We start from the raw sequence: 24,733 nt of genomic DNA on the forward strand, positions 1-24,733 counted from the left end.
GGTCTGCCCGTTGCTACGGGGTAGCTCGCCAACGAGAGGGGTCGCGCCAAAACAGCATCGGGGGCTCCGGCGTGCTTTCTCTCCGACATTTTTCGGGCTGGTTCTCTTTATCCCTTGGCGCGTGGGTGCCGAAGAATCTGGCGCGGCGAAGGATGGCTTCGGCGGGCGCGATGCTGCTCGACCGGCTCGGGCCGCCTGGGCGGTGCAGCGGCGGCTGGCCGCACGATGGAGAGTTTCGGTTTATTGATTTCCGGGCCCCGCGTTAACCTCTTTTATCACCCTTAGCGCGCGCGAGGGCGCTGATGGCCAGGCCGTGGTCTGCCCGTTGCTACGGGGTAGCTCGCCAACGAGAGGGGTCGCGCCAAAACAGCATCGGGGGCTCCGGCGTGCTTTCTCTCCGACATTTTTCGGGCTGGTTCTCTTTATCCCTTGGCGCGTGGGTGCCGAAGAATCTGGCGCGGCGAAGGATGGCTTCGGCGGGCGCGATGCTGCTCGACCGGCTCGGGCCGCCTGGGCGGTGCAGCGGCGGCTGGCCGCACGATGGAGAGTTTCGGTTTATTGATTTCCGGGCCCCGCGTTAACCTCTTTTATCACCCTTAGCGCGCGCGAGGGCGCTGATGGCCAGGCCGTGGTCTGCCCGTTGCTACGGGGTAGCTCGCCAACGAGAGGGGTCGCGCCAAAACAGCATCGGGGGCTCCGGCGTGCTTTCTCTCCGACATTTTTCGGGCTGGTTCTCTTTATCCCTTGGCGCGTGGGTGCCGAAGAATCTGGCGCGGCGAAGGATGGCTTCGGCGGGCGCGATGCTGCTCGACCGGCTCGGGCCGCCTGGGCGGTGCAGCGGCGGCTGGCCGCACGATGGAGAGTTTCGGTTTATTGATTTCCGGGCCCCGCGTTAACCTCTTTTATCACCCTTAGCGCGCGCGAGGGCGCTGATGGCCAGGCCGTGGTCTGCCCGTTGCTACGGGGTAGCTCGCCAACGAGAGGGGTCGCGCCAAAACAGCATCGGGGGCTCCGGCGTGCTTTCTCTCCGACATTTTTCGGGCTGGTTCTCTTTATCCCTTGGCGCGTGGGTGCCGAAGAATCTGGCGCGGCGAAGGATGGCTTCGGCGGGCGCGATGCTGCTCGACCGGCTCGGGCCGCCTGGGCGGTGCAGCGGCGGCTGGCCGCACGATGGAGAGTTTCGGTTTATTGATTTCCGGGCCCCGCGTTAACCTCTTTTATCACCCTTAGCGCGCGCGAGGGCGCTGATGGCCAGGCCGTGGTCTGCCCGTTGCTACGGGGTAGCTCGCCAACGAGAGGGGTCGCGCCAAAACAGCATCGGGGGCTCCGGCGTGCTTTCTCTCCGACATTTTTCGGGCTGGTTCTCTTTATCCCTTGGCGCGTGGGTGCCGAAGAATCTGGCGCGGCGAAGGATGGCTTCGGCGGGCGCGATGCTGCTCGACCGGCTCGGGCCGCCTGGGCGGTGCAGCGGCGGCTGGCCGCACGATGGAGAGTTTCGGTTTATTGATTTCCGGGCCCCGCGTTAACCTCTTTTATCACCCTTAGCGCGCGCGAGGGCGCTGATGGCCAGGCCGTGGTCTGCCCGTTGCTACGGGGTAGCTCGCCAACGAGAGGGGTCGCGCCAAAACAGCATCGGGGGCTCCGGCGTGCTTTCTCTCCGACATTTTTCGGGCTGGTTCTCTTTATCCCTTGGCGCGTGGGTGCCGAAGAATCTGGCGCGGCGAAGGATGGCTTCGGCGGGCGCGATGCTGCTCGACCGGCTCGGGCCGCCTGGGCGGTGCAGCGGCGGCTGGCCGCACGATGGAGAGTTTCGGTTTATTGATTTCCGGGCCCCGCGTTAACCTCTTTTATCACCCTTAGCGCGCGCGAGGGCGCTGATGGCCAGGCCGTGGTCTGCCCGTTGCTACGGGGTAGCTCGCCAACGAGAGGGGTCGCGCCAAAACAGCATCGGGGGCTCCGGCGTGCTTTCTCTCCGACATTTTTCGGGCTGGTTCTCTTTATCCCTTGGCGCGTGGGTGCCGAAGAATCTGGCGCGGCGAAGGATGGCTTCGGCGGGCGCGATGCTGCTCGACCGGCTCGGGCCGCCTGGGCGGTGCAGCGGCGGCTGGCCGCACGATGGAGAGTTTCGGTTTATTGATTTCCGGGCCCCGCGTTAACCTCTTTTATCACCCTTAGCGCGCGCGAGGGCGCTGATGGCCAGGCCGTGGTCTGCCCGTTGCTACGGGGTAGCTCGCCAACGAGAGGGGTCGCGCCAAAACAGCATCGGGGGCTCCGGCGTGCTTTCTCTCCGACATTTTTCGGGCTGGTTCTCTTTATCCCTTGGCGCGTGGGTGCCGAAGAATCTGGCGCGGCGAAGGATGGCTTCGGCGGGCGCGATGCTGCTCGACCGGCTCGGGCCGCCTGGGCGGTGCAGCGGCGGCTGGCCGCACGATGGAGAGTTTCGGTTTATTGATTTCCGGGCCCCGCGTTAACCTCTTTTATCACCCTTAGCGCGCGCGAGGGCGCTGATGGCCAGGCCGTGGTCTGCCCGTTGCTACGGGGTAGCTCGCCAACGAGAGGGGTCGCGCCAAAACAGCATCGGGGGCTCCGGCGTGCTTTCTCTCCGACATTTTTCGGGCTGGTTCTCTTTATCCCTTGGCGCGTGGGTGCCGAAGAATCTGGCGCGGCGAAGGATGGCTTCGGCGGGCGCGATGCTGCTCGACCGGCTCGGGCCGCCTGGGCGGTGCAGCGGCGGCTGGCCGCACGATGGAGAGTTTCGGTTTATTGATTTCCGGGCCCCGCGTTAACCTCTTTTATCACCCTTAGCGCGCGCGAGGGCGCTGATGGCCAGGCCGTGGTCTGCCCGTTGCTACGGGGTAGCTCGCCAACGAGAGGGGTCGCGCCAAAACAGCATCGGGGGCTCCGGCGTGCTTTCTCTCCGACATTTTTCGGGCTGGTTCTCTTTATCCCTTGGCGCGTGGGTGCCGAAGAATCTGGCGCGGCGAAGGATGGCTTCGGCGGGCGCGATGCTGCTCGACCGGCTCGGGCCGCCTGGGCGGTGCAGCGGCGGCTGGCCGCACGATGGAGAGTTTCGGTTTATTGATTTCCGGGCCCCGCGTTAACCTCTTTTATCACCCTTAGCGCGCGCGAGGGCGCTGATGGCCAGGCCGTGGTCTGCCCGTTGCTACGGGGTAGCTCGCCAACGAGAGGGGTCGCGCCAAAACAGCAAAACAAGGCGATTGCTGACCAATCGCCCTTGCTCAAGCTTAGTCTACGAAGAGTCCGATTCCAAAGAACGTCTACGCGTCAGCAATTGGATTGTGCAAAGACTCTATAATTATGCAGTCAAGAAAACCGTCGAACTCTGACTTCTGACGGTCTTTCAACATGTAGTCGATCCAACCCGCGTTCGCACCGTCGCGGACAAGAATTCTGCCGTGACCCCACTCGACCTTCGCCCAACACTCGCGGATCATGTTTTCAAGGGTAATGGCATCGAAGTGTGAGGGCAATTCAATTGCACAATGAATATGCCATCGACCTGACGCGCCGCACTCCCATGGACGTAACGCGCGGGCGCGGACCTCGCCTTTTTCAAGTACGGGTAATACACGAAGACGTTTGCCGTGCCGACGAAATGCAGATCCATATACAGCTCTGTTGAGGAGGTTCATGAAGTGCCGAAAAGCTTGTCTGCACCGATAGTCGTCGATTTTTACCCAGCCACCGCGGTCGGGCTGCCAGGCTTGCTTCAAGGTTAGAGTGACGTCGCAAAATTCACCCCAGCTGCTGGTATCGAAGAAGTGTGATTTGGCGGATTCAAAAGGATCAGATCTAACTTCCATCGAATAGTTATGCGCCTCACCGCGGGAAAGGTCCTGGTCATTCCAGTTATGGCGTTTCTTCGTGGAAGGTCTCAACGGCAGAGCTCGAGGCCGGCGAGTTGTAGTTCTTTGCCGATCTCACAGATCTCAACGGGGTAAAGGCATTGTTGGCTCGTAAAGCCGGGCAGGCGACGAAGGCCTCATTTTGTGAGATGGTCCCGCGATCGTGACGTTTTGCTTCCTCATTCTTGGCAATTGGCAGATGTTGCGGACCCGATAGTGTAGTTCGAAAATTCTCGAGGAAGCTAGGTTTTTGCCTCCCGAAACTTCCGCGAAAACGACTGCGATAAGGCGCAGTGGGCTCTGCGACGTTCCGTCGCCCATGAGAAACGAGGAATCAACGGCCTCCACGATGCCGTTGTGAAAGATTTGTACATAGGCCCGATACGACTTCCCGTTGGCTTGCACGTTGGACAGAACAAGGCCGCCATCGACATTGATCCGAACTTGCCCAACCTGCCCGCCGATCGGGGGGAACGCCGTGAACAACTGCTGCGGATGCTGCTGGAGGTCGAGTTGAAAGTCACGCGCCCCCTCGAATGCCGACAACGGAGCGACGTGCATGATGACCGGATGGTTGTCCGCGAGCAAAACTGGCGCGTCGTTGGCGACGACCTTCGCAATTCGATCGAATCGAAAATCGCGAAGGCGATCGGCTAATTGAGGAGCGCGATTGAACAGGAGCCGGAGCTCATCGACGTTGGGTTCGTATTTTCCGGCCGATGATCTCGCAAAGAACCGATGATGACCCGACCCCTGCCGAAACAATGCGATGCGGCAGGTTGTAGCTGCGTGGAATGCGAACGACTAGAACCGATCCACCTCCAGCAATCGGGACAGCGTGCACGGCAAGTCCGAAGATCCTCGGTTGCATTCCCGATAGCGCGATGTTCTGTAGACGAAGAACTTCCTTGTCGGCATCGATCTGCAAGGGAGAGAAGCCGGTCGGAACGCCCGCCTGCTCGGTCATTCCGATAATGATCTCGCCGCCCGCAGTATTCCCAAATGAGGAAATGTCAGCGAGGTATTCGCCGTGATCCTTGTCGGCATTTCCATAGGTGTCGCGCTTGTACTCGATGTCGCGGCTCTCGGAGACCGGTTCATCGATAAGACGCTGTAGTTGAGATTGATCGATTTGCTCCAGAGGGACGTGTCGTAAACTCATCTTGAAAATGCCTCTCTAAAATCAGAGTCCATCCGCGCCCGCATTTTGTCAAAACCGAGACGAATTTCGCGGCCGCCTCAAAGGACGTGGCGTTCTTGACACGGAAGTAGTTAGACCGAGCCGTCGCATAATAATTTGCCATGGTAAGTTTGATTGAGTGTTAGTAATTCAGCCGCCGCATCCTTTCGCGGCAGCCAACCCACCAGCCGCATGAACGGCGGGTGGGTGTGGCCGGCTAGCGTCGCCTCGCGCGGCCGATCAGGTGGTTCACCACCCGACATATGAACGCCTTGGCGCTGAATTGTTAGTGGACGTGGTGATAGTCTGTCGCGACTGTCACAACGAAATACATAGGCGCCGGCGCGTTACCGAGGGGCCCAGGACCCGTTGGTTAACGGACTTTCGAAAGGACGAACTTAGCCCATTTCGTCATCATCGGAATGCGGACCTTGTAAAGCTCATGCGCCGGCAGGCTGTAGGCCTGTACGACGGCGTCGCCGACCGCATGCGCCAGAGCCATCTCGCGAAGCTCTAACGGAAAACCATTCTTCAATGCCCAATCGCCCTTGAACGTTGTTCTAAATCCATGCGGCACGGGCACGCGATCCTTGACCAACTTTACCTTGCCGCGCTTGTGCATCTTAACGAGAAGATCGCGCATACCCTTGGACCACATTGGCGCACCCGGCCCATTCTCGGGGCTCGGGAATACGTGGTCATCTGGAGCGCCCGGCTTGCCCATGAGCTTGAACGCCTGCGGCGTCAACGGCACGCGATGCTCTTCATTTTCTTTCATGCGTTCCGGCGGCACGATCCAAACCTTGTTCTTGTGATCGACCTCGCGCCAGCGCATCGCAATTGTTTCATCGGTGCGTGCGACGGTCAAAATCGTGAACGCGAGCGCGCGGGCTGCAACAGTACCAATCTCCAACAAATCGACCATGAACGCGGGTACGTCCGCAGACGCCATCGCGGGATGGTGCTCGACCTTTTCCGCTTTGGGTCGCGGGAGATGTTTGAAAATCTCAGTCGAGGCTGGGTTGTCGCCGTCGCGGAAACCTCTGGACTTTGCATTGTCCAAAGTAGTTTGGATGCGCGAGCGCACTTTTTCACGAGTCACTGGCCTGTCGTTCCATTCGGCGAGATGACGCTGCACGTCGAATGTATTGATCAACGCCACGGGCCGCAGAGCGATGCCACCCCGCTTCAATAAGGTCCGGCGATAGGACTTTGCCTCGTCGCCTTCAAGGCCGCCGCGCCAACTGTCCGCAATGCCCGGCATCCACACCGGCTCCCCGCCGGGTTGCCCGGGCAGCCAATAGCCTTCGAGATATTCCGTCACGACTTCGCCGAAGAGCTTACCGGTGGGCTCCGCAGGCTTGGGATTGGCCCTTCTAACCGCCGCACCTCGGCGCTCCACCGTTCTGCCGTTGCGGCGTTCGGTCGCCAATTCTTCCCGGATGGCCCGTGCCCGGGCTGGCGACATTTCCGGCGCATTGCCGAGCAACTTGGTTCGGAAGCTCGCGCCCTCGCGCCAGTTATAGGACCAGTAGCCGCGCCCGTTACGCGTGATCAGGTACAGGCTCTGCCCGTCGCTGATCTTGGTCATCTTCGGATTGCCCGTGCTGGCTTGGATGGCTTTGGTGACATCTTCGGGACGAAGGCGAACGCGAGACATGGCTTCCTCGTTTGTTACTCACTTTGTTACCTACAATTAAGCCCCCAGCCCTTCCCTTTCAATCCCTGCCATTCACAAAAGAGACCTGTCGGAAATCCTTGTTTAGAAGGCATTTCGTTCCTGTTATTCCCACGCATTCCCAGCCATTCACAGCTACCTAAATCGGCTGGGTCCGCCAGTTTGACGCCTACGGCAACTACATCGGCCGCGTCCGCACCTGCAACTACTGATGATCGGCTGAAAGATTGTGGATCCCGCGTCCGGCACGGGCGCCTCATCCACCCCCGTGCCGCACCCCGACCCGCCCGGTTATTCCCCCGGCGCGGGTTAACTTTTGCCGTGCTTCCAGCGCGACACGGGAAAGTCGATTTTGGCAGCTTGCTTGTGATCCAAGACGTACAGGACACCGCCGGAGTAAGCGATTATCTTCGAGTGACGGCGGGGCGTCTTCCCAAGAAGAGTGCCTGAAAGAAGCCCCGCGAAGTTGCGGGGCTTTTCCTTTTCTAAACTAGCCGCTGCGGTCATAGTCCACGGAGTTAATGTCGATCCGCTTGGCTCATGCCGGATCGGCACAAAAGTATTCCCGGAGAAGTTCCACGGCCTGGTTGCCATAGGGCATGTGACCGTGTCGCCTCTGACGATGGGGTGAGCGACAGGAACCGTGTAGTTTCTTGTGCCTTCAGCAAATGCGAACGTACTTGGGAGAGCGAAAGCAATTGCGAGCGCGACCGTTGCAAGTTTCAAGGGTGTGTTTCTGTTATCGTTTAGATAAGCGAGAAAATCGGAATGTCTGTTTGATTGTTCAATTCACATTTTTTTTAGCGCGACAGAACCCCGCGAAGCCGACGACGTCACTCAATCGAACCTCCTGTTTTTCCGCCGACGAGTGGCGACCAGGGCGCTTTCGATCTCACATGGGCCACCACACTTTTCTTCTCCCCTCCCCGAAAAGCGGCGGGGTCGAGACGAGCGAAGCTCGCTCTTAGGGGTCGGGGGTGGGGGGTCTATCGGCCGGAACGGCTGCATGGGTGATTGCCGCACTACCCCCCAACCCCGACCCCTCCCCACCACGCGCAAGGGCGCGTGGAGGGAGGGAAGTGAAGAGTATCGCCAAGCGATGCCGCTCGAAGGATGAAGCAGTAGAAGTGGAAAACGCTTTAGGCATCCCAGCGGTTGACATAGCATAGGGGGGTACCCTATCTAAGTGGCATGACACATACGATCCGAGAAAAGAAAAAGCTGCTCGCCCGGGTCGGGCGCATTCGCGGCCAGATCGAGGCGATCGAGCGGGCGCTGACCGAAGAGGCCGAATGTGAGCGCATCATGCACATGATCGCGGGCATTCGCGGGGGCGTCGCCGGCCTGATGGCCGAGGTGGTCGAAGACCACATCCGTACCCATCTGGTCGACCCCGAGAAGAACCCGGGCGCGCTCAACGCGGATGCGGCGGATCAGCTCATCGAAGTGGTCCACACCTACCTGAAGTGAGAACACGCCATGACCGATGCAGAAACGATCTATCCGTTTCCGCCGCACCAGCACGTGTTTCTGGGCAAGGATCACGACCGGGCGGAACGCCGGACCTGGGCGGTGATCATCCTCTGCAGCGTGATGATGATCGCCGAAATCATCGGCGGCGCGCTGTTCGGCTCGCTGGCGCTGATTGCCGACGGCTTGCACATGTCTACCCATGCCGGCGCGCTGCTGCTGGCGGCGCTGGCTTATACCTACGCCCGCAAATACGCCAACGATCCCAACTTCAGCTTCGGTACCGGCAAGTTCGGCGATCTGGCGGGGTATTCCAGCGCCATTGTTCTGGCGATGATTGCGCTATTGATCGGCTATGAAGCCGTATCGCGGCTGCTCAACCCTGTAACCATCAGCTTCAACGAGGCGATCCCGATTGCCGTCCTGGGTCTCGTGGTCAATGTCGCGAGCGCGTGGCTATTGTCCGGTGGACATCATCACGGTCACAGCCATGGCCACTCCCATGCGCATGGTCATGGCGATGGAGCGCGCCGCGTCGCGTTAGGCGGCCGTATGCTGGAAATCGATGTCTATGAAGACAACGTGCCGCCGCGCTTCCGCGTCACGGCGGATCCCGGTATGTCGCCGGAGGCCCGCGATCTCACCATCGAGACCATCAGGCCGGATGGCCGCCGGCAACTGTTCGCGTTCGAGGACGGCGGCGGATACCTGCAGTCGCGCGACGAGATTCCGGAGCCGCATGCCTTCCTCGCCAGGGTTTGCCTGGCGCAACAGGGGCGGCAACAAGAATGCGAACTTGAATTCGAAGAGCACGAACACGACGCCGCGCATGGCGCGCATCACCGCGACAACAACATGCGGGCCGCCGTCATTCATGTCATGGCCGATGCCGCCGTATCCGTTCTGGTCATCGTCGGGCTAGTGACGGCACGTGCGTTCGGCTGGCTCTGGATGGACCCGCTGGCCGGCCTGATCGGCGCGCTGGTGATCGCAAACTGGTCGTTCGGGTTGCTCCGCGATACCGGCAGCATCCTGCTCGATCGCACGCCGGATCCGGGGATGGCGGAAAAGGTCCGCACGACAATCGAAAGCGAGGGCGATCAGGTCACCGACCTGCATCTTTGGCGGCTTGGACCGGGCCATCTCGGCGCCATTGTCGCGGTCGCAACCAGCGGCGCGAACGGGGCGGCGCATTACCGGCAGAAACTGGCGAAATTCGCCGATCTGTCGCACGTCACCGTGGAGGTCCAGCACTCCCGTCCGGCAACTGGCCAGGTTTCACCGGCCGCGTAGCCACGCGTCACAGGTACTTCGCGATCAGCTTGAAATCCCTGAGCGCGGCCGGGCCTTTCGAACCCGACGCCCTGAACGATCGTTCGAGGCTGTGGCTGATGTGATCGTGGATCAATGCCTTTTTGGCGTTTTCAATGGCGCTCTCCACGGCTTGCAGTTGTTGCGCGACCTGGGCGCAGGGCCGGTCCTGCTCGATCATCTCGATAATCGTTTCGAGATGGCCATTGGCACGTTTCAAACGTCGGGCAATCGCGGAATGTGGGTGGTCCGGCATTCGAATCTCCTATCCTCCGGGGAGGATAACAACGATCCTCCCCGGGGGATAGATTAAATTAGGTAAATGCGCTTGACACAGATAACGGTCAGGCTTATTTGCCGATTGTTGTCGAGGACATTCGTCCGAGGCAAGCCTTTCAACCCTGATGAAGAGCACATGGGCAGTACCACCTTTGGCAACGTCACCCCGGCGATCATGATCGGGCTGGCGATGCCGCAGAACATCAAGATCAATCGCGCCGGCCTGGGCCGCGTGAGGGATGGTGGTCGCGCCTAGCTGACTGCCTCGCTCACTGGCCTGCCGCGCAAAGCGGAAGTGGAGGTGAGCGATGTTCAAAAGACTCGCAATATCCAGATTTTCAGACTTCAGGTTTGCAGACTTCAGATTTGCAAACTTCAGATTTGGAGAACTCCGGTCTCTGCAGCCGCGGCGCGTTGCGTTGCGCGGGGCCGGGTTTTTCATCGATACCCGTTCCAACGATACCCATTCCAATGACAACCTTCCGGGTCTTCGCCGCCCGAAGGGCCAGCGCCGGATTCCATCCCCGGCGCTGGCGTGTCATTGGTTCAATCATAACGGCCGCCTCGAATGCCGCTGGCAGGTCGAGCCCAGCGGCGATGCGCCAATCGGCGACTTCGACGAACACGCTACGATGGGCAGTGCTTCCGGCCCGTCGTCGATGCACCCGCCCGGCCGCGGCCTGGCGCTGACCGGATAAGCGGGGAATGACATGGACGCAGGACCTAGACCTCCCGCCGCCCACCGCTCCGGTGCCGCGACGGGAGCCCCTTTGGGGAACAATCGCACTGAGTTTCGCAAGGCCGTGACTCAACCCGGCCGAGGTGGCGTGGGCGTCTAGCTGCTCCGCTCGCCTCGTGGCGCGGGTTACCGGCATCGAGGTGACTACGGAGGCAAGGGATGACGACGTCGTCAAGCTTACCAAGCTGAAATTTCCCGACTTGCAGGGTGACGGGTCTCGCCGGAGCGAGACATGTCTTCACAATGGCGGCCCGCGCCAGACCCGCGCCCTGCACGCCCAAGCCTCCGCGTGGCATTTCACATAACGGTCTTCGAGCCGTCTTATCAGGAGCGCGGTGGCTGGAGCGGTCAGGAGCATAGTTGGCTGTGGGCTACCGGTATCGGGGGGCAGTGGTGAAGCGCATTGATGAAATTGGAAACGGCACAGCCATTGTCCCGGCGACTCGCTCCCTTGCGATCGCGGCCGATCTAGCCCCAAGCCTGCCAATAAGCCTGCCAATCAGGGCGCCTTGTCATTCTGAGGTGTGTGGCGGGCCCGTCACTACGCGATGCCATTCCGCAGCATCTCCTGCGTTATTTCTTCCAAATGCGAATGGCTTGCAATAAGGCTTGGGGATGGATGGGACCTGCGTTTGATCCGGCTTTTGACCGCAACAAGCGACAATTCCGGACCGGCGGGATCGACAGCTCGATTGCTTTTCCTGGATGGCAGCGCGCCGGCACAAGGGCAGTGATGACGAAAGAGACCGCCGGCATGCTCGCTCTGGAAACATCCGCCCCATGAATCGCAGCACCCGATCATGGGAGCGCGTGGTCGCGGGCGTGGGCTTGAGCTTGCTCGCGCTCGACGGCGCGGCGGCCGCGGCTGACCTGCCGCTCAAGGCGCCGGCTTTCAAAGCCGTTTACGACTGGACCGGATTCTATCTGGGCGGCCATTTCGGTTATGGCGGCGGCAGTTTCGGCCCCGGCACCAATCCTCTTCCCGAACAAGGGGTGGTGTTTCCCCACAGTATCACGGGCCTGATCGGTGGTTATCAAGCCGGCTACAACAGGCAGTTTCCGAGCCGTGTCGTGCTCGGCATCGAAGCCGATGCCTCGTTCACCAGCCCGCAGGACGCCCCGGCGGTGATGCCGGCGCCGTTCCACACGACGCTCGATTACGTTAGCACCTTGCGTGGCCGGGTCGGATACGCGTTCGGGACGCTGATGCCTTATCTGACCGGCGGCTTTGCCTGGGGCCACAGCCGCGTCGAACTCAATGACAGCGCCGGAAACGTCGTCTCCTCGCCGGGGCAAACCCAGGCCGGCTGGACCGCGGGCGCGGGTGTCGAATTTGCCGTGAGCGGCAACTGGAGCGCAAAGGTCGAATATGACTACATCGGCCTGTCGCGCCGGATGTACGATTTGAGCGACTTTGGACTGCCCGGCATCAACGTCGATCCCAGCATTCATCTTGCCAAGCTTGGGCTGAACTACCGGTTCGGCGATACGCCCTGGACCGCGCCGGTTTCCGCCAACGCACAAACCGCGCTGCCGGAATCGGATGTCTGGAATATCCATGCGCAAACCACGTTTCTGCCGTCGGTCTACCCTGCATTTCGCTCGCCCTATGCCGGGACGGACAGTCTTCCCGGAGGCGGACAATCCCGCGAAACCTGGACCGCGACCGCATTTCTCGGCGTCCGGCTATGGCAGGGCGCCGAATTCTATTTCGACCCGGAGCTTGCGCAGGGGTTTGGCCTCAACGGCACGCTCGGACTGGCCGGCTTTCCGAACGGCGAGGCGCAAAAGGCCGGCGCCCCCTACTTCAAGATTCGTCCGCAGCGCTATTATCTGAAGCAGACGTTCGGCCTCGGCGGCGAACAGGAAGATGTCCCGGACGGCGCCAATCAGCTGCCCGGCAAGCGCGACATCGACCGGATCACATTGATCGTCGGGCGTTTCGCCGTCGGCGACTTCTTCGACGGCAATACCTACGCCAAGGATCCGCGCGCGGATTTCATGAACTGGGCGATGTGGTCGTCGGCGGCCTACGACTTCCCCGCGGATCTGCCCGGCTACACGCGCGGCGGCGTTGTCGAGCTCAATCGCAAGGACTGGGCGGTGCGCGCCGGCCTATTCGAGGTGCCGTCGGCTCCCAACAGCGACGTCCTGACGCTGGGCGACAAGAACTTCGGTACGGTGGCTGAACTCGAAGAACGCTATGCGCCGTTCGACCAGCCGGGAAAATTGCGGCTCGGCATCTTCGCCAACCGCGGTTTTACCGGAAATTACAACCAGGCGCTGGCGATTGAGGACGCAAACCCCCTTCTCGATATCAACGCCGTGATGGCGAGCATCCGGACCGCCAACTTCAAATACGGCTTCTACGTCAACATGGAGCAGCAACTCATGAAGGATGTCGGGCTGTTCGCCCGCGCCAGTTGGAACGACGGCCAGAATGAAATCCTGTCATTTACCGATATCGACCGCAGCCTGTCGGGCGGCCTGTCCATCAAGGGCAGCAGTTGGGGGCGCCCGAGCGATACGATCGGCATCGGCGGCGCCATCAATGGCCTGTCCGCCGGGCATCGCGACTTCCTCGCGGCCGGCGGGCTCGGCCTGCTGATCGGCGATGGCCGGCTCAACTACCGCCCCGAACAGATCCTCGAGACCTACTACGCCTATGCGATTAACAACAGTTTCACCTTCACCGCCGACTATCAACTCATCACAAATCCCGCCTATAACGCCGACCGTGGGCCGGTTTCGATTTTCTCGGGCCGTTTGCACGGCGAGTTCTGAACAAGGCGGCTCTGATGGCCCTGCATGATTTTCGGCCGGCCGCGCTGGGGCAGGCGTTACGGCCCAATATCTGGGACCTCGTTGCGCTGATTCTCGTGATCGGGGCCATGGTGCTGATCGTCTACGGCGGCGCGCAGACCACCGCACCTTTGTCGACTCTCGACATCGCGCCGGTCTCGCTCGATCCGGCCAATCTTCCGCTCTATGCGCTGCGGACCACCCTGCGGATGCTGCTGGCGATCGTCTGCTCGATCATCTTCACCTTCATCTATGCAGCACTTGCCGCCAAGAGCCGGCGCGCCGAGATGGTGCTGATCCCGCTGCTCGATATCCTGCAGTCGGTGCCGATCCTCGGCTTTCTCACCTTCACCGTCGTGTTTTTCATGAATCTGTTTCCAGGCCGGGTGTTCGGCGCCGAACTCGCCTGCGTGTTCGCGATCTTCACCAGCCAGGCCTGGAACATGACGTTCAGCATGTACCAGTCGATGCGCAACGTCCCGAAGGATCTGGAGGAAGCCTCGCAAAGCTTTCACCTCAGCGGCTGGCAGCGCTTCTGGCGGCTCGACGTTCCCTTCGCGATGCCGGGCCTGATCTGGAACACGATGATGTCGATGTCGGGCGGCTGGTTTTTCGTGGTGGCCTCGGAGGCGATCACCGTCGGCAACACCACCGTCACGCTGCCCGGCATCGGTTCTTACGTCGCAATGGGCATTCAAAAGCAGAACCTGCCCGCGATCGGCTATGCCATCCTGACCATGCTCATGGTCATCACCGCCTACGATCAACTGCTGTTCCGGCCGGTGGTGGCCTGGGCCGACAAATTCCGCTTCGAGCAGACCGCCTCGGCCACCGCGCCGACCTCCTGGATGCTCGATCTGTTTCGGCGGACCCGGGCGCTACGCGCGCTGTCGTATCCGTTTGCCGCCTTCAACAAGGCCATTTCGAACCTGCATTTCGCCGTCCCGAAAATCCTGCGGCCGCCGGTCAAAAGCGGCCCGCCGTCGCGCATTGCCGATGCCGCCTGGCTCGCCCTGATCGTCGCCAGCACCGGCTATGCCGCCTGGCGGATCTATGAATATCTCTCGGCGACGTTGGGCCCGTCGGATATCCTCAGCGCCGTCGGCTACGGGTTCATTACGCTGGCGCGCGTCGTCGTGCTGATCGCGCTTGCGACTCTGATCTGGGTGCCGGTCGGGGTCTGGATCGGACTTCGGCCGAAGCTTGCCGAGCGGATCCAGCCGCTAGCGCAGTTTCTGGCCGCATTTCCCGCCAACCTCGCGTTTCCGATGTTCGTGGTGATCATCGTGCGCTACGGCCTGAACCCGAATGTCTGGCTGAGCCCGCTGATGATTCTGGGAACGCAGTGGTACATCCTGTTCAATGTGATCGCCGGCGCCAGCGCCTTCCCGACCGACCTCCGCGAGGCCGCCGGCAGCTTCCATCTGAGGGGATGGCGGTGGTGGACCAAAGTCATCCTGCCCGGCATCTTTCCGTATTACATCACCGGCGCCATCACCGCCTCGGGCGGATCCTGGAATGCCTCCATCGTCGCCGAAGTGGCAAGCTGGGGCGACACCCATCTAACGGCGATAGGACTTGGTGCTTACATAGCAACCGCGACCGAAGCCGGCGACTTCCCGCGGGTGGTTCTCGGCATCGCCGTCATGTGCATTCTGGTGACACTGTTCAACCGGCTGCTCTGGAGGCCGCTCTACGCCTTCGGCGAGCGTCGCCTTCGTCTCGGCTGATCCAAGGAAACGTCCAAGGAGAACTCATGCTCGAACTTACCGAACGGACCACTCTCCTCGATATCCATGGCGTCTGCCGGTCGTTTCCGAAGGGCAGCGGCGAGGACCTGCTGGTGCTCGAAAAGGTCGACCTGACCATTCATTCCGGCGAAATTGTCGGCCTGCTCGGCCGGTCCGGATCGGGCAAGTCGACGCTGCTGCGCATCATCGCCGGCCTGATCGCGCCGTCCTCGGGCGACGCCAGGTGCCGCGGCGAGACCATTGTCGGCCCACCGAACGGCGTCTCCATGGTGTTTCAGTCCTTCGCGCTGTTTCCCTGGCTGACCGTGCTGCAAAACGTCGAACTGGGCCTGGAGGCACTGGGGATCGACAGCACCGTGCGTCGTACCCGGGCGCTGGCGGCGATCGACCTGATCGGCCTCGACGGCTTCGAGTCGGCCTATCCGAAGGAATTGTCGGGCGGCATGCGCCAGCGCGTCGGGTTTGCCCGCGCGCTGGTCGTGCATCCGGACCTGTTGCTGATGGACGAGCCGTTTTCGGCGCTGGACGTGCTGACCGCCGAGACGCTTCGCACCGACCTGGTCGATCTCTGGACCGAAGGCCGGCTGCCGATCAAATCGGTGCTGATGGTGACGCACAACATCGAGGAAGCGGTGCTGATGTGCGACCGCATCCTGGTGTTTTCATCCAATCCCGGCCGCGTCGCCGCCGAGATCAAGGTCGATCTGCCGCACCCGCGCAATCGTCTCGATCCGACCTTCCGGCAGCTCGTCGACAGCATCTATGCCCGCATGACGCAGCGCGCGGAAGTGAGAACGCCGGCCATCGAGGGCATCCACGGCACCGGCGTCGGCATGGTCCTCAACCATGTCTCGTCCAACGTCCTTTCCGGCCTGATCGAGACGCTCGCCGCACCCCCTTATAACGGGCACGCCGATTTGCCGGTTCTCGCCGGCCACCTGCAACTGGAAGCGGACGAGATATTTCACCTCGGTGAAGCGCTGCAACTATTGAGGTTTGCCCAATTGAGCGAAGGCGATCTGATGCTGACCGATGCCGGCAAGCGCTTCGCGCACCTTGAAACCGATGCCCGCAAGAAACTGTTCGCCGAACATCTCATCAATTATGTGCCGGTGATGGGTCTGATCCGCCGGGTACTCGACGAACGGCCCTCGCACACTGCCCCTGTCGCGCGCTTCCGCAACGAGCTCGAGGATTATATGTCCGAGGAGTATGCGGACGAGACGCTGAAGACCATCGTGTCGTGGGGACGCTACGCGGAGCTGTTCGCCTATGACGAGCAGTCGGAGCTGTTCAGCCTCGAGAATCCGCATTAGCTAGCCCTCTGCAATTCCGGGTTTTTGACGACCTGCCGCGGCAATGTCGGTGCTCCCCCTCTCCCGTTGGGAGAGGGTCGGGGTGAGGGGTTACGGTCTATCGTTAGGCTGTAACCCCTCACCCGGCGCTACGCGCCGACCTCTCCCAATGGGAGAGGTGACACCGAGCCTGCGGCCGACGCTGCGTCCACTTCAACCTCACCCCGCCGCGGCGAAACTCTCCGCGCGCGCCATCGCCCAGGCCTCGCGGAAGCGAGGGTCGCTGGTGCCGTCGATCAGTTCGCCCGGGCGCAGCGGCGGATAAAGCTGGGCGAACGATCGCACCTCGGTAATAGAAGTCCGCTGCGAGAAATGGATCGGGCGGATCTGTTGCGGATGTTCGAGCCCTGCCGCGGCGATAAGTTCGGCCAGCGCATGCAGGGTGGCGTGATGATAATTGTAGACCCGTTCAATCTTGTGCGGCACCACCAGCGCGCGAGCGCGGGTCGGATCCTGCGTGGTCACGCCGGTCGGGCATCGATCGGTATGGCAACTCAGTGACTGGATGCAGCCCAGCGAGAACATGAAGCCGCGCGCTGAATTGCACCAGTCGGCGCCGATCGCCATGGCGCGCGCCATATCGAATGCGGTCGCTATCTTCCCGGCGGCGCCGATCCGGATGCGGTCGCGCGCGTTGATGCCGACCAGCGCGTTGTGGACGAAACTGACCCCCTCGCGCATCGGCATGCCCAAATGATCCATGAATTCCAGCGGGGCTGCGCCGGTGCCGCCTTCGTTGCCGTCGACGACGATAAAATCCGGATAGATTCCGGTCTCCAGCATCGCCTTGCAGATCGCCAGAAATTCCCAGGGATGCCCGATGCAAAGCTTGAATCCGGCGGGCTTGCCGCCGGACAGCCGCCGCATCTCGCCGATGAAGGCCATCATCTCAAGCGGCGTCGAGAACGCCCGGTGGGTCGCCGGCGAGATGCAGTCCTCGTCCATGGCGACGCCTCTGATCCTGGAAATCTCCGCGGACACCTTGGCCGCCGGCAGCACGCCGCCATGTCCGGGCTTGGCGCCCTGGCTGATCTTGAGTTCGACCATCTTGATCTGATCGTCAGTGGCGACGCGCGCGAATTCCTCCGGATTGAACGAGCCGTCGCGGTTGCGACAACCGAAATATCCGGAACCGATCTCCCAGATCAGATCGCCGCCGTTCTCGCGGTGATAGGGACTGACTCCGCCCTCGCCGGTGTCATGCGCGAAGCCGCCCTTCTTGGCGCCCGCGTTCAATGCGCGCACCGCGTTGGGACTAAGCGCGCCAAAACTCATCGCCGAGATGTTGAAGACCGACGCCGAATACGGCTTGGCGCAATCCGGCCCGCCGACGGTGACGCGAAATTGCTCGTCGGCGCGAGGCTTCGGCGCCACCGAATGGTGCATCCACTCATAGCCCTCGCGATAGACATCCTCCTGGGTGCCGAACGGACGTTTGTCGAGCACCATCTTCGCACGCTGATAAACCAGCGCGCGAGTGTCGCGGGAAAACGGCATGCCGTCCTTCTCGCTCTCGAAGAAATACTGCCGCATCTCCGGCCTGATCTCTTCGAGCAGGAACCGGATATGCGCCGAGATCGGATAGTTGCGCAGAACCGCGTGGCCCTTTTGCGTAAGGTCGCGAATGCCGAGCAGCGTAAGGGCGCCGAAGATGCAGATCGGAATCACGACAAGCTTGAGCGCCTTGTGATCGACGATCCCGATGCCGAGCAGCAGCCCCGTGACGACGGCGCAAATCGTCAGAACGATGAAACGTGGCGAGAACGGAAGCAGCAGCGTTTCCATGGTACCCCTCGGGCAGATTCTGCCGTATTATTCTTGTCGGCTGCAGCCTGATCCAACTATCAGAACAATGCTGTACACGATATCGGGCGATACCGGTCGTGGATATGACAAGGTGTCTCGGACGGCGGATCGCCGCCGAGGCTACCGAATTATCCGGCGGACAATCAATCCGTCCCGCGGCCGGCCGATACCGCCGCTCATGGGTCATTTTGCACTGCAACCAGGCTCAACGGAGCCTTTGACGGGTCAGTGGCTGTGCAGGCGCATCCCGTCGGGAATCCCGCTTTTCTCGAGGCCGTTCTGCGCCAGCCACCTATCGGTGCTCTCGATGGCACGCTCGATATGATCGGCCGTTCGCGAGAAGTCGTAGGGCGATCCCACCAGCGGGCACAATGGCGGCACCACGAAGTATTCGATGCCGGGGTCGAGACCCTCCAGGTCGCTCACCAGCTGCCGCGCGATCAGGAGCGTCAGCGCATGCAGCGCATTGCCGACCGCGCCCACCGGCGGGGTGTGGGTGGCGCAGGCGTAGCCCGTCGGCAGAATGATCAGTCGGGTTGCGCCCTTGTCGACCGCGACCCTGACCGGCGTGTTGGCGGCGATCGCGCCATCGGCCAGATAGAAATCCTTGTAGCGGACGGGCGCGAACGCGCCGGGGATCGCGGTCGAGGCGATGATCGCCTGCGCCGCCGGGCCCTCCGACAACACAACGCTGTCGCCCGAGACGATATCGGTGGCGACGACATGGAGCGGCAGCTCCGCATCCTGCAGGTTGCGGTAGGGCAGATGGTCGTCGATCAGTTTCTGGATTCCGTCGTGGGGAATCAGGAAATCCCGGCGCCAGATGAACCCCAGCATGGTGCGCCAGGTGACCGGGAAAACATCGTGCCGCTGCAACCCGCGCCAGATGGTTTCCAGCTGCAGCACGCCCTTCAGGGTGGGATCGCCCGCATAATAGGCCCCGTTGAGCGCGCCGACGCTGGAGCCGACCACCATATCCGCCGATACGCCGTGGGCGGCGAGCGAGTGCATCATGCCGACCTGAATGGCGCCAAAGCTACCCCCGCCCGCGAAGACAAAGGCCGTTTTCGCAGGGCCGGCATGGTTGGATAGGGACAAAGCCTCTGGAGCTCCCCGGTCTCGAGGCGAAAGGCCACGCGACGCTCGGCGCCGTTATAGCAGCCGAAAACGGGGGGACGCCATCAACATTGGTTGTGATAATCGTCATTCCGGGACGGTCCGAAGGACCAGACCTCAGATGTGCAACTGCACGTCGGGGAATCTCGAGATTCCCCGATGCGCAATCGCGCATCTGAGGTTCGCGTCTTCGACGCGCCCCGGAATGACGGCCTGAGGGGAACGGCTTCAGCGTTCGACGAACGCCTTCTCGATCACAAAATGGCCGGGCTCGCTGTGGCTGCCTTCGAGAAAGCCGCGCGCCTCGAACATCTGGCGTAGCTCTTCCAGCATCCCCGGACTGCCGCACATCATGATCCGGTCGAACTCGATATCCAGCGGCGGCTGGCCGATATCGTTGAACAGCTGCTCCGAGGTGATCAGATCGGTGATGCGGCCGCGGTTGCGGAACGGCTCGCGGGTCACGGTCGGGTAATACACCAGCTTCTCGGTCAGCAGCGGCCCGAACAATTCGTCGTCGCGCAGCTTCGCCACCAGCTCCTCGCCATAGGCCAGTTCGGAAACCTGCCGGCAGCCGTGAACCAGAACGATGGTTTCATATCGCTCGTAGACCTCGGGGTCCTTGATCAGGCTCGCAAACGGCGCCAGACCCGTCCCGGTCGACAGCAATAATAGCCGCTTGCCCGGGATCAGATTGTCGGTGATCAGCGTGCCGGTCGCCTTGCGCCCGACCAGGATAGTGTCGCCCTCCTTGATCTTCTGCAGCCGCGATGTCAGCGGCCCGTCGGCGACCTTGATCGAGAAGAATTCCAGCGCCTCCTCATGATTGGCGCTCGCCATGCTGTAGGCGCGCAGCAGCGGCCGGCCATCGACTTCCAGCCCGATCATCGCGAACTGACCGTTGAGGAAGCGAAAGCCGGAATTGCGGGTGGCGGTGAAGCTGAAAAGCGTATCGGTCCAGTGCCGGACGGAAAGAACTTTCTCTCGATGAAATGCGCTCATGTGTTTTGGTTTACCCTGACGTCTTGATGTAGAATGATCGAGTTGTCCGGCCCCCGACGAGGCGAAAACCCCTGCAGTGATTGACGATTTAGCGTGTGACCTACCCCAGTCCCAGAGATAGTCAACCTGTGCTGACGCGCAACTGAGGGTGCAAAATCGCAACCGATCGCTTGCACAAAATGATTTCCCTGCGATCCATTCGCACACCCATTGGCCGCGCAATTAACTTGCTGAAGCCGGCCTTGTCGTTGCAGTTAATTGCGCCACCGGACGAAAATTTCGTTAAGAGGTAAAAACCAAATTGGAATGCCAGATCGCCGGAAATTGCATGCGAGATCTCAGGGAATTTCGGGCGGGAAAGCCGCGCTCCTATCCGGACCAAACGGTCTATGCGGAATATGCCTGCGCTGAATCCGGCCTGGTGTTTCGAGACCTCGATGGCGGAACCGGGCTCCTGTTCAGCGTCGCTTCCCGGGCCAAACGCATCCATTTCGGCGCCGGGCGGGGCTCGTGGTACCCGCAAAACAACGCCACCGCCGCGAGGCTGGCCTCGGACAAATACTTCACCAGCCTCATTCTTGAAGACGCCGGCGTGGCCACGCTCGGCGGTGAATATTTCTTCCTGCACGAGCGGCATCGCGCCCATCGGCCCGCGGGTCATGAGTGCGAAGACGCGCTCCGGTATTTCACAACACTGGGAGCAACGGCCTTCGTCAAACCGCTGTCGGGATCGCGCGGCGATTTTGCGCAAGTCGTCGATGGCGAAGCCTCGCTGCTGCGATATCTCGGCGAGGTTTCGAAGTACTACGATTCGATTCTGATGCAGAAGGTGGCCTCCGGAACCGAATACAGGGTCTTTCTGCTCGATGACGAGGTCGTCTATACCGCGCGGAAATATCCGCCCGCGGTCGTCGGCGATGGCGTGCGCTCCATCCGCGAACTCCTGACCGCCCATAACACGGCTTTGCAAGCCCGCGGCCTTTCGCCGGTGTCGTTGACCACCGACAACGCCACAACGCTCGACGCCGTGCTTCCCAAGGGCGAGCGTTGGGAAATTCCCGGGCGGATGAACCTGAGCGCGGGCGGGATGATGGTGCTCGAAGGCCCTCGTTCCGATGCCGCGCTGACGCTGGCGAGGAAGGCCGCCCGCGCGCTCGATCTCCGTGTCGCCGCGGTGGACCTGTTTGCCGATGGCGACGGAGATCAGCAGGCGATCCGCGTCATAGAAGTGAACGCCAACCCGTCGATCCGACTATTGGAAGAATCCAACCGAAGCGACCTGATCCTGAAAATCTGGCATCACACTTTTTCGGCGACGGGATTGCTCGGTGTTTGATCTTCCAAAATACGGCGACGGCGTTTGCCTGGCGCGGATGGCGGAACTCCTCGACGCCCTCGCGGTGGACCGCGCCAGGCTCTCACGCAATTCGATTGTTGTGACGGGCTCCAATGGCAAAGGCAGTACGGCTGCGTTCTGCGCGAGCATCGGCCGCGCCTGCGGCTTGCGCACGGGATTGTTCACCTCGCCGCATTTGCGTGTCTTCAACGAGCGCTTCCAGATCGACGGCGCTTCGATCGGTGACGACGACCTGGCGCGGCTGAAGTCGCGGATCGAAACCGCGATCGCCGCAATCTCGCAGCGCCGCGGCGAAAGATTCGGAAGTTTCGAGGCCCTGTTCGCGCTGGCCTGCCTGTATTTCCAGGAACGGAATTGCGATTTCGCGGTGTTCGAGGCCGGCATCGGCGGCCGCTACGACCCAGTGCGCCTGGTCGGTGCGCGCGCGACCTGCGTGACCTCGGTCGATTACGAGCATGTCGAGCTGCTCGGCAATTCGCTGGAACTGATTGTTTCCGACAAGAGCGACGCCTGTGCATCCGAAGGCACCGTCGTTTACGGCGAGAACTGCCGGGTCCTAAAACCGCATCTGATCGAATATAACCGCTATCGTAAAATCACCTCGCTGTTCGTCCGCGACGAGATCGGCATCGGCGACGAAACCGCCGCCGCGACGGGACAGCGGTTCGATTTCCAGTTCGGCGCTTGCGCGTTTCGAGCGCTGGAGATGAGCCTGCTGGGTGCGTTTCAATTCAACAATGCCGCCATCGCCGTCGCCCTGTTCCTGCTGTGGCTGCGGCAGACGCGCCCCGGAGAAGTTCCTGCCGGCATCGAGGCGGCGGTACGATCGGGACTGCGCGATGCACGCTGGCCCGGCCGCCTCGAGGTCATCGAACAGGACCCGCTCACGGTTGTCGACGTCGGCCACACCCCCGACGGCATCCGGCAATCGCTTGCAAGCCTGCAGGCGATTTACGGGGCAGAGGGCTGGATTCTGGTGGTCGGCGTTTCCCGCGACAAGAAGGCTGGCGAGATCGTGGGTGCGCTGGCGCCCTCCTTCGGCACGATCATTTGCACCATGGCGCACCACAAGGGCGCGGATGCGGATGACATCGCCGCCGCGGCGCGCCAGGCCAATCCGCGAGCCAAGGTTCGCGTCGCAGCCACCGTCGAGGATGCTGTCGCCGTTAGCCGCAAGCTTGCCGCGGCGGGAAGTCGAAAAATCTATGTGGCCGGCGGATTATTCCTCGCGATCGAATACGCCGTTGTCGCCAGCGGCGGCCGCGCGCAGGACCTGAATTTTTTCTGAAGCGGCGGCGAGCCCTCCCCCGTTAACGGCTCATTAACCATAGCCGAACGATGGTTCCGCAAGCTGGGAGGAACGCATGACCGATATATCATCCGTGGCATCGTCGGCAGCCGCCATGATCACAAAGCCGATAGCCGAGCTCAACAAGGCCGCGAGTGCGGCAACGACGAGCTTCGCCACCACTCTGTCCAAGGTGCAAACCGCGGTCGGCATCAAACCGAAGACGGGCTTTGTGGCCGGTCCGACCTACGAGGCGGGTACATTACTCGGTCAGACCAAGGCCGCGTTCAACAACTCCCTCAGCGCCACCAAATCCGCGCTCGGCATCAAGCCGTAAGAAACGCCGGGGTGCTCAGCGACGCGGTGATCCGGCAGGAGTTGCTGAAGGTGCAGGTGCCGCTTCTACTGCGGGTGCTGCGTAATAGGGGTTGTTGAAGCAAAGCGCGGCCACGCCGCCTTGGGTCCCTGCCTTGCACTGCTCCATTGACGTGAAAAAGCACTCGATGCGGCTGCCATCCGATCCGTACACTTCCATGCAAACAGGATAGTGCGGATCGTACCTTTGAGCCCATGCCGGCGATACGGCGAAAATCATTCCTGTCCCAAGGATCAGCCAAACTAGCCCGCGCATCATCCCCCCCCGTCGCAGCCTGGATATCTCATCGAATACAGTCAGCGGCGTCAGGACAAGTTACAAAACGACAATCAATCGTTGGATGCGGCTACTCGGCGGCTACCCGAACAAACCAAATGGGCGATGATGCTTCTCGGCTTCGCCGGCGCTGGCCTCATGGCCCTAATTGCTCGCACCCTCGGTGTCGTCGAGCGCCTTGAAGGCGTCCTCGAGTTGGGGCGAGATCGCGACATTCAGCTTCTCGCCGGTCGGCAGGCGGGAGACGAACCACTTGTTGTAGAGCGGAATCAGGTCGTGATTCGTGCCCAGCTTGCGGAAGGCCCGCTCCACCGCGGCGGCCAGCTGCGGCTCGCCCTTGCGGAACATGATGCCGTAGGGATCGTAGGACAGATAATCGCCGGTGACGTGAAACTTGTCCTGCGACTTGTGCCGCGCGATCAGGCCGTAGAGCAGGATGTCGTCGGTCGCGAACGCATCGGCCTTGCCGTCCACCAGCATCTGGTAGGATTGCTCGTGATCCGGCGCGACCACGATGGTGAGGCCGAGCGCGAACTTCTTGTCGACGGCGTGCATCGCCTGCTCGTTGGTGGTGCCTTTGGTCACCACCACGGTCTTGCCCTGCAGATCCCTCGGCGCCGAGATACCAGAGGTTTTCGGCACCATCAGCTTGGTGCCGGCGACGAACATCAGCGGCGAGAACGCCACCTGCTTCGCCCGCTCCGCGTTCGCCGTGGTCGATCCGCATTCGAGGTCGATCTTGTTCTGCACCACAGCCGGAATGCGGTCATCCGAGGTGACCTTGACGTAGTCGATCTTCAGGTTGGGCTCGTCGACTGCGACACCGATCTCATCGACCACGGCCTCGCAGAGTTCCAGGCTGTAGCCGATCGGCCGGTTGGCCTGATCGAGAAACGAAAACGGCGGCGAACTTTCGCGATAGCCCAGGCGCACGACATGGGTGTTCTTGATATTGGCGAGCGTCGGGCTCAGCCCTTCGCTGCCGCTGGTCTGGGCTCCGGCGGACCTCGCCAGCAGACAGGCCGCCAGCAGCAGTCCGCCGGCCAGGGACGATCTTGCCAGGGTTTGGCGCATGGATCGC

At 61.7% G+C, this 24,733-nt stretch carries 19 protein-coding genes; 9 read left to right on the forward strand and 10 right to left on the reverse strand.

All coding sequences use genetic code 11. The features are described from left to right. Positions 1-3,278: 3,278 nt before the first annotated feature. Positions 3,279-3,899, reverse strand: coding sequence for a hypothetical protein (locus B5527_RS45015; RefSeq protein ID WP_154072769.1), 621 nt, complete (start codon positions 3,897-3,899; stop codon positions 3,279-3,281). A 324-nt stretch (positions 3,900-4,223) separates the two neighbouring features. Between B5527_RS45015 and B5527_RS38410 the strand changes: the two genes are divergently transcribed. Next, positions 4,224-4,523: a hypothetical protein gene (locus B5527_RS38410; RefSeq protein ID WP_154072770.1), complete on the forward strand. Its 300-nt coding sequence runs from the start codon at positions 4,224-4,226 to the stop codon at positions 4,521-4,523. Between the two features lie 31 nt (positions 4,524-4,554). Here the strand turns inward: B5527_RS38410 and B5527_RS38415 are convergent, their stop codons facing one another. Next, entirely contained in the window at positions 4,555-5,028 is a 474-nt protein-coding gene (locus B5527_RS38415; RefSeq protein ID WP_079606119.1) for an AlbA family DNA-binding domain-containing protein, read from the reverse strand. Between the two features lie 391 nt (positions 5,029-5,419). After that, complete coding sequence (locus B5527_RS38420) at positions 5,420-6,706, reverse strand: tyrosine-type recombinase/integrase (protein WP_079606120.1); 1,287 nt, start codon at positions 6,704-6,706, stop codon at positions 5,420-5,422. Between the two features lie 1,209 nt (positions 6,707-7,915). Between B5527_RS38420 and B5527_RS38430 the strand changes: the two genes are divergently transcribed. Next, positions 7,916-8,194 (forward strand): metal/formaldehyde-sensitive transcriptional repressor, encoded by a 279-nt coding sequence (locus B5527_RS38430; protein WP_079606122.1) that lies wholly within the window; start codon positions 7,916-7,918, stop codon positions 8,192-8,194. A 9-nt stretch (positions 8,195-8,203) separates the two neighbouring features. Continuing rightward, positions 8,204-9,487: a CDF family Co(II)/Ni(II) efflux transporter DmeF gene (dmeF, locus tag B5527_RS38435; RefSeq protein ID WP_079606123.1), complete on the forward strand. Its 1,284-nt coding sequence runs from the start codon at positions 8,204-8,206 to the stop codon at positions 9,485-9,487. A 7-nt stretch (positions 9,488-9,494) separates the two neighbouring features. On the opposite strand, the gene B5527_RS38440 is transcribed toward dmeF, so the two are convergent. After that, positions 9,495-9,761 carry a metal-sensing transcriptional repressor gene (locus B5527_RS38440; protein ID WP_079606124.1) on the reverse strand — a complete coding sequence of 89 codons (267 nt, stop codon included), beginning with the start codon at positions 9,759-9,761 and terminating at the stop codon, positions 9,495-9,497. A gap of 361 nt (positions 9,762-10,122) precedes the next feature. Beyond that, complete coding sequence (locus B5527_RS45020) at positions 10,123-10,410, reverse strand: hypothetical protein (RefSeq protein WP_154072771.1); 288 nt, start codon at positions 10,408-10,410, stop codon at positions 10,123-10,125. 893 nt (positions 10,411-11,303) lie between these two features. On the opposite strand from B5527_RS45020, the gene B5527_RS38455 reads away from it, so the two are divergent. Genes B5527_RS38455 through B5527_RS38465 form a run of 3 tightly spaced genes read left to right on the forward strand, consistent with a single transcriptional unit; the run spans position 11,304 to position 16,392 of the window. Further along, entirely contained in the window at positions 11,304-13,307 is a 2,004-nt protein-coding gene (locus tag B5527_RS38455; RefSeq protein ID WP_079606127.1) for a carbohydrate porin, read from the forward strand. Between the two features lie 14 nt (positions 13,308-13,321). Then, complete coding sequence (locus tag B5527_RS38460) at positions 13,322-15,055, forward strand: ABC transporter permease (protein ID WP_079606128.1); 1,734 nt, start codon at positions 13,322-13,324, stop codon at positions 15,053-15,055. 26 nt (positions 15,056-15,081) lie between these two features. Then, a complete protein-coding gene (locus B5527_RS38465) occupies positions 15,082-16,392 on the forward strand; it encodes an AAA-associated domain-containing protein (protein ID WP_079606129.1) in 1,311 nt (436 codons plus the stop codon). A gap of 198 nt (positions 16,393-16,590) precedes the next feature. Here B5527_RS38465 and B5527_RS38470 read toward each other — a convergent pair whose 3' ends face one another. From B5527_RS38470 to B5527_RS38480, 3 genes are all read right to left on the reverse strand, one after another. Continuing rightward, on the reverse strand, positions 16,591-18,216 hold the full coding sequence (locus B5527_RS38470) for an FMN-binding glutamate synthase family protein (RefSeq protein WP_079606130.1): 1,626 nt from the start codon (positions 18,214-18,216) through the stop codon (positions 16,591-16,593). A 246-nt stretch (positions 18,217-18,462) separates the two neighbouring features. Further along, positions 18,463-19,335, reverse strand: a complete 873-nt coding sequence (locus B5527_RS38475) for a patatin-like phospholipase family protein (RefSeq protein ID WP_079606131.1) — start codon at positions 19,333-19,335, stop codon at positions 18,463-18,465. Positions 19,336-19,581: 246 nt separating this feature from the next. Next, on the reverse strand, positions 19,582-20,355 hold the full coding sequence (locus B5527_RS38480; protein WP_079606132.1) for a ferredoxin--NADP reductase: 774 nt from the start codon (positions 20,353-20,355) through the stop codon (positions 19,582-19,584). A gap of 328 nt (positions 20,356-20,683) precedes the next feature. Here B5527_RS38480 and B5527_RS38485 point away from each other — a divergent pair, with 328 nt between their 5' ends. The 3 genes from B5527_RS38485 to B5527_RS38495 all read left to right on the forward strand — a co-directional run bounded on the left by B5527_RS38485 (position 20,684) and on the right by B5527_RS38495 (position 23,337). Beyond that, positions 20,684-21,691: a hypothetical protein gene (locus B5527_RS38485; RefSeq protein WP_079607829.1), complete on the forward strand. Its 1,008-nt coding sequence runs from the start codon at positions 20,684-20,686 to the stop codon at positions 21,689-21,691. Then, positions 21,684-23,000: a bifunctional folylpolyglutamate synthase/dihydrofolate synthase gene (locus B5527_RS38490; protein ID WP_079606133.1), complete on the forward strand. Its 1,317-nt coding sequence runs from the start codon at positions 21,684-21,686 to the stop codon at positions 22,998-23,000. The genes B5527_RS38485 and B5527_RS38490 overlap by 8 nt, the downstream gene beginning before the upstream one ends. 76 nt (positions 23,001-23,076) lie before the next feature. Then, positions 23,077-23,337 carry a hypothetical protein gene (locus B5527_RS38495; RefSeq protein WP_079606134.1) on the forward strand — a complete coding sequence of 87 codons (261 nt, stop codon included), beginning with the start codon at positions 23,077-23,079 and terminating at the stop codon, positions 23,335-23,337. Positions 23,338-23,352: 15 nt separating this feature from the next. Here the strand turns inward: B5527_RS38495 and B5527_RS38500 are convergent, their stop codons facing one another. Together B5527_RS38500 and B5527_RS38505 are read right to left on the reverse strand one after the other, a co-directional pair. Continuing rightward, a complete protein-coding gene (locus B5527_RS38500) occupies positions 23,353-23,634 on the reverse strand; it encodes a DUF3551 domain-containing protein (RefSeq protein ID WP_338065068.1) in 282 nt (93 codons plus the stop codon). Between the two features lie 162 nt (positions 23,635-23,796). Continuing rightward, positions 23,797-24,726: an amino acid ABC transporter substrate-binding protein gene (locus B5527_RS38505; protein ID WP_079606135.1), complete on the reverse strand. Its 930-nt coding sequence runs from the start codon at positions 24,724-24,726 to the stop codon at positions 23,797-23,799. Positions 24,727-24,733: the final 7 nt, after the last annotated feature.

Origin of the sequence: Bradyrhizobium erythrophlei, assembly GCF_900129425.1 — a bacterium.
Classification (GTDB): domain Bacteria; phylum Pseudomonadota; class Alphaproteobacteria; order Rhizobiales; family Xanthobacteraceae; genus Bradyrhizobium; species Bradyrhizobium erythrophlei_C.

What these genes read in the sequence shown, in the direction of transcription:
- B5527_RS38430 (WP_079606122.1), top strand. Translation starts at nt 7,916, where the DNA reads ATGACACATACGATCCGAGAAAAGAAAAAGCTGCTCGCCCGGGTCGGG.
- B5527_RS38455 (WP_079606127.1), top strand. Translation starts at nt 11,304, where the DNA reads ATGAATCGCAGCACCCGATCATGGGAGCGCGTGGTCGCGGGCGTGGGC.
- B5527_RS38505 (WP_079606135.1), bottom strand. Translation starts at nt 24,726, where the DNA reads ATGCGCCAAACCCTGGCAAGATCGTCCCTGGCCGGCGGACTGCTGCTG.
- B5527_RS38470 (WP_079606130.1), bottom strand. Translation starts at nt 18,216, where the DNA reads ATGGAAACGCTGCTGCTTCCGTTCTCGCCACGTTTCATCGTTCTGACG.
- B5527_RS38500 (WP_338065068.1), bottom strand. Translation starts at nt 23,634, where the DNA reads ATGATGCGCGGGCTAGTTTGGCTGATCCTTGGGACAGGAATGATTTTC.
- B5527_RS38485 (WP_079607829.1), top strand. Translation starts at nt 20,684, where the DNA reads ATGCGAGATCTCAGGGAATTTCGGGCGGGAAAGCCGCGCTCCTATCCG.
- B5527_RS38440 (WP_079606124.1), bottom strand. Translation starts at nt 9,761, where the DNA reads ATGCCGGACCACCCACATTCCGCGATTGCCCGACGTTTGAAACGTGCC.
- B5527_RS38480 (WP_079606132.1), bottom strand. Translation starts at nt 20,355, where the DNA reads ATGAGCGCATTTCATCGAGAGAAAGTTCTTTCCGTCCGGCACTGGACC.
- B5527_RS38495 (WP_079606134.1), top strand. Translation starts at nt 23,077, where the DNA reads ATGACCGATATATCATCCGTGGCATCGTCGGCAGCCGCCATGATCACA.
- B5527_RS38420 (WP_079606120.1), bottom strand. Translation starts at nt 6,706, where the DNA reads ATGTCTCGCGTTCGCCTTCGTCCCGAAGATGTCACCAAAGCCATCCAA.
- B5527_RS38460 (WP_079606128.1), top strand. Translation starts at nt 13,322, where the DNA reads ATGGCCCTGCATGATTTTCGGCCGGCCGCGCTGGGGCAGGCGTTACGG.
- B5527_RS38465 (WP_079606129.1), top strand. Translation starts at nt 15,082, where the DNA reads ATGCTCGAACTTACCGAACGGACCACTCTCCTCGATATCCATGGCGTC.
- dmeF (WP_079606123.1), top strand. Translation starts at nt 8,204, where the DNA reads ATGACCGATGCAGAAACGATCTATCCGTTTCCGCCGCACCAGCACGTG.
- B5527_RS38415 (WP_079606119.1), bottom strand. Translation starts at nt 5,028, where the DNA reads ATGAGTTTACGACACGTCCCTCTGGAGCAAATCGATCAATCTCAACTA.